Source organism: Streptomyces sp. NPDC102270, assembly GCF_044766405.1.
Classification (GTDB): domain Bacteria; phylum Actinomycetota; class Actinomycetes; order Streptomycetales; family Streptomycetaceae; genus Streptomyces.
This window is the reverse complement of record NZ_JBIWLX010000065.1, coordinates 1-3,805: the sequence shown is the minus strand read 5'-3', so window position 1 is coordinate 3,805 and position 3,805 is coordinate 1. Positions and strand designations below refer to the sequence as shown.

The window sequence follows — 3,805 nt, the reverse complement described above, 5'->3', positions numbered from 1 at the left end:
CGCGGGCGGCCCCCCCCCCCCGCCCCCGCGGGGCGGCGGGGGGGGGGGCGGCCGCCGGGGGGGGGGGGGGGGGGGGGGGCGGGGCCGGGCGCCCGGGCCCCCCCCCCCCCCCCCCCCCCCCGGCGGGAGCCTTTTCGGGGCGTCAGCTCAGTGCCTTGACCAGTTCCTGGGCCAGCGGAACCGCCGAAACCGGGTTCTGTCCGGTGAACAGGGTGCGGTCGACCTGGACGTGAGGGGTGAACGGGTCCGCCTCACGGTAGTCGGCCTTGAGTTCGCCCACGAGGCGGTCCTGGAGGAGCCACTTCGCGCGCTCTGCGAGACCGTTCTGCTTCTCCTCGGCGTTGGACAGGCCGGTCAGGCGGTAGCCGGTGAACGGGGAGGTCCCGTCGGGCCCGATGGTCGCGAGCAGCGCCGCCGGGCCGTGGCAGACCAGGGAAACGGGCTTGCCGGAGGCGAGCCAGTCGGTGAGCAGCCTGCCGGAGGCAACGTCGTCGGGCAGGTCCTCCATCGGACCCCAGCCGCCGGGGTAGAAGACGGCCACGTAGTCGTCGACGTTCACGTCCTCGATGCGCATCGGGTGCGCCAGCTCGGTGGCCTCCCGCAGCGCGGTCCGCATGCGCTCGGCGCCTTCCTCGCCGCCGTTGAAGTCCGCGGTGAGGCTGAGCGCGTCCGCTGTCGGCGGAACGCCGCCCGGCGTCGCAGCCGCGATCCCGTATCCGGCCTCCTTGAAGACTTGGTAGGGGCCGATGGCCTCCTCGGCCCAGAAACCGGCCGGATGGCGGGTTCCGTCGGCCAGCGTCCAGTGGTCGGACGCGGTGATCACGAAGAGGATCTTCGCCATGGAGAGCTCCTGATGAGGGGGAGTGTCAGCCCTTGAGGGCTTCCTGGAGGACGTGGCTGTCGGCGGCCTGCCGCATTTCCACGGCCTGGCCGTCACGGACGGTCCACAGGTGGATGAACCGGACGTCGGCCTTGTTCCCGGTCTTGGTCTCGGCGTGGTAGTGGCCGTAGACGAAGACATGGCCGGCCTCGTCCGCGTAGAACTCCTCCGGCACTGCGCCGAAGGACTCGTAGTTCGACATCGTCTTGCCGAAGAAGTCCTTGGCCACGCTGTCCCAGCCGTGGTAGACACCGCTGTTCGGGAAGCCGGGGGTGATGTCCCAGACGAAGTCCGGAGCCATCACCTCCTTGGTGACCTCGGGTGCCATTCGGGACTCGTAGACCCGGCGGATGAGGGCGAGGCTCGGGGAATCGGACATGGCGTGCTCCTTGCGGGGGGTGGATGAAGCGGAAAAGTGGTCCTGTGTCAGGCCGCGAGGGCGGCCAGCCCGGCGCGGAAGATCGCGGCCTGGCGGGCGACGCGCGCGCCCAGGTGCTCCGCGGTGGCGATGTCCGACGGGTGGACCGCCTCGGGGCCGGCGTCGGTCGGACTCTGGGCGCCGGCGCCCAGGAAGAAGCCCAGCCGGTTGATGTCGTCCTCGCTGCCCTTGGTGGAGTCCCAGCCCGGCTGCAGGCCCAGGCTGATCCAGTGCATGCCGTGCTGGGCGGCGAGGGTGGCGAAGTACCCCAGGGTGGATGACTTGTCGCCGCTCTTGGCGCCGGAGTTGGTGAAACCCGCAGCGAGCTTGTCCACCCAGGCGTGCGGGAACCAGCGCTTGCTGCTGGCCTGGGCGAAGGTGTGGAAGGCCGCGGAGGCCGTGCCCATGTACGTGGCGGCGCCGAAGATGATCGCGTCGGCGGCGTCCAGCTGCACCCATTGCTCGTCGGTGATGGTGTCGACGGAGATCGAGACGACCTCGGCGCCGGCTCCCACGGCACCCCGCGCCACGGCTTCGGCGATGACGGCCGTGTGGCCGTAGCCGGAATGAAAGGCGATGGCGACGGTGGGCGGGCCGGGATGGGACATGGTGATCGTGCTCCTCGAATGATTTCTTCGGCGGGACTAAAGGACGGCGAAGAACTTCACCATCTTGGTGAGCGCCTGATCCATGTACTCGGGAACGTCGTACATGGCGATGTGTGTCGCGCCGTCGACGACGAACAGTTCCTTCGGGCCCCTGGAAAGCTCGTACGCCTGGTCGCTGAACACCTTTGTGTCCGCCTTGCTCCCCGCGATGAGGAGCAGTGGCTGGGTCAGCAGTTGTGGAATCTGATCGAACGCCGAGAAGGCGAACATCTTGTCCATGCTGGTCAGCAGGAAACGGCCCTTCGAACGGGGATGCTGACCACGCGGAGTCCGGTAATAGTCGTATCCCTCTCGCAGGAGATCCGGTGTGTTGTCGTCGATCTCCTCCAGCGTCTCCGGGACGAACGGGGCGTAGGCAGGTGCTGCTCCCCTCGCCTCCGCCGTGCGCTGCTGAGCGACCATTTCCAGGGTCTCGATCTGCTCGGACACCGGAGACAGGTGCCCCAGGAAGCCCCTGGAGCCTTCGCCCATCGGAGCTGCGCTGACCGTGGCCACCGCCTTGAATCGGCGTTCCGTCTGCGCCACGCTGATCGCGTAACCGCCGCCGGCGCAGATACCGAAGACGCCCATCCGCTCGGTGTCGACGTACGGGAGGGTGGTGAGGAAGTCCGCCGCGCAGCGCGCGTCCTCCACTCTGGTCGTCGGGTCCTCGAGGAGGCGTGGTTTGCCGCCGCTTTCTCCCTGATAGGAGGAGTCGTAGACCACGGTGACAAATCCGTGGGAAGCCAGCTGGTTCGCGTACTGGCCGATGGTCTGTTCCTTCACGCCGCCGGCCGGGTGAATTCCGACGAGGGCCGGGTACTTCTTTTCTTTGTCGAAGTCGTCCGGCAGGTGAAGGTGTCCCGCGATTTCCACTGCCTTGTTCTTGAATGAAACAGTCTCGACCACGGCACCGTTCCTCTTTGTCGCCCTCGACCCACCAACCGGCGGTCCGCACACCATAATTCGCTGGTGCCGAGATGATGTCCACTCACGATGGGGGGAAGAAACCGTCCCCTGGATATGAATTACAGGGCAGGCGACTCCCCGCCTCATTCCTCTGACGCGTTCCAGATCCCGGAGTTCGGTGCGGTGCCGGGCCGGGTTTCGTGGGCCGGTCGGCGGCCGAGGTATGCAGCCCTGCGAGGACCAGATCGAGGGCCTGCTCTCGGTGCGTGGGCGGCTATGCCCGGAACGGGACCGTCGGTCACGGCGCTGGAGCAATGCTCAGGAACTTGTGGATCGGTTCGGGGAGGCGCGCGGAGGGCGTACCTTCCCGAATGATCCTGTGATGGTCACCGAGTGAGCCGGCGTTCGCAGCGCCGGTAGGGGGCGTGGTGGCGTTGGTTGCGGGATCGATCCAGAGCGCCAAGGGCGAAACCCATACACGGCCACCCTCATCCTCGAATGCCTGGAACGCAGCGGCAAGAAGTACGACGTGCACGAGGTCCTCGGACTCCTGAGTCGGCAGCAGGACGCCTCCAAGGCCCTGTTCACGATCCAGCGCGCGGCGCAACTCGTCTTTGTCGGCGCCACCCGCCCCACTCACCTACTCGCCTTCGCCGCGCACTGGACAAGAGCCGCACCGCACATCTAGGCGATGACGGCCCGCGGCTGGTCCGTTCACGACATCAGCTTGTGCTGAGCATGCGGCAGAAGGCTGTGGCCAGGGTGTTCCCCTCTCTGCTCGCGGCCTGTTCCGTCTCATGATGCGCCGTGCTGCGGCCGCTAGCCTGTTCATGGAGCCTGGCAGGACGTAGAGAGAGTGAGGGGCCACGAAGTTTCCGGACGGGCACCCAATAGGGTTGTCCTGAACAAGGAAACGAGGAAGAAGTGGCGCCACCCAGTAAGTACTCGCCG

5 protein-coding genes and 1 pseudogene are annotated in these 3,805 nt (G+C 67.4%); 1 reads left to right on the top strand and 5 read right to left on the bottom strand.

Features of this window, described 5'->3' with window-relative positions; translation table 11 throughout:
- Positions 1 to 142 precede the first annotated feature (142 nt).
- Genes ACIRP7_RS45565 through ACIRP7_RS45550 form a run of 4 tightly spaced genes read right to left on the bottom strand, consistent with a single transcriptional unit; the run spans position 143 to position 2,854 of the window.
- A complete protein-coding gene (locus tag ACIRP7_RS45565; protein WP_403672966.1) occupies positions 143 to 841 on the bottom strand; it encodes a type 1 glutamine amidotransferase domain-containing protein in 699 nt (232 codons plus the stop codon).
- 25 nt (positions 842 to 866) lie between these two features.
- Complete coding sequence (locus ACIRP7_RS45560; protein ID WP_403672964.1) at positions 867 to 1,259, bottom strand: nuclear transport factor 2 family protein; 393 nt, start codon at positions 1,257 to 1,259, stop codon at positions 867 to 869.
- Between the two features lie 47 nt (positions 1,260 to 1,306).
- The gene (locus ACIRP7_RS45555) at positions 1,307 to 1,906 is read right to left on the bottom strand and encodes a flavodoxin family protein (protein ID WP_403672961.1); all 600 of its coding nucleotides are present in this window, start codon (positions 1,904 to 1,906) and stop codon (positions 1,307 to 1,309) included.
- 36 nt (positions 1,907 to 1,942) lie between these two features.
- Positions 1,943 to 2,854: an alpha/beta hydrolase gene (locus ACIRP7_RS45550; protein ID WP_403672958.1), complete on the bottom strand. Its 912-nt coding sequence runs from the start codon at positions 2,852 to 2,854 to the stop codon at positions 1,943 to 1,945.
- A gap of 529 nt (positions 2,855 to 3,383) precedes the next feature.
- Between ACIRP7_RS45550 and ACIRP7_RS45545 the strand changes: the two genes are divergently transcribed.
- On the top strand, positions 3,384 to 3,542 hold the full coding sequence (locus ACIRP7_RS45545) for a hypothetical protein (RefSeq protein WP_403672955.1): 159 nt from the start codon (positions 3,384 to 3,386) through the stop codon (positions 3,540 to 3,542).
- Positions 3,543 to 3,576: 34 nt separating this feature from the next.
- On the opposite strand, the pseudogene ACIRP7_RS45540 reads toward ACIRP7_RS45545, so the two are convergent.
- Positions 3,577 to 3,805, bottom strand: a pseudogene (locus ACIRP7_RS45540) (hypothetical protein); the annotation flags it as partial.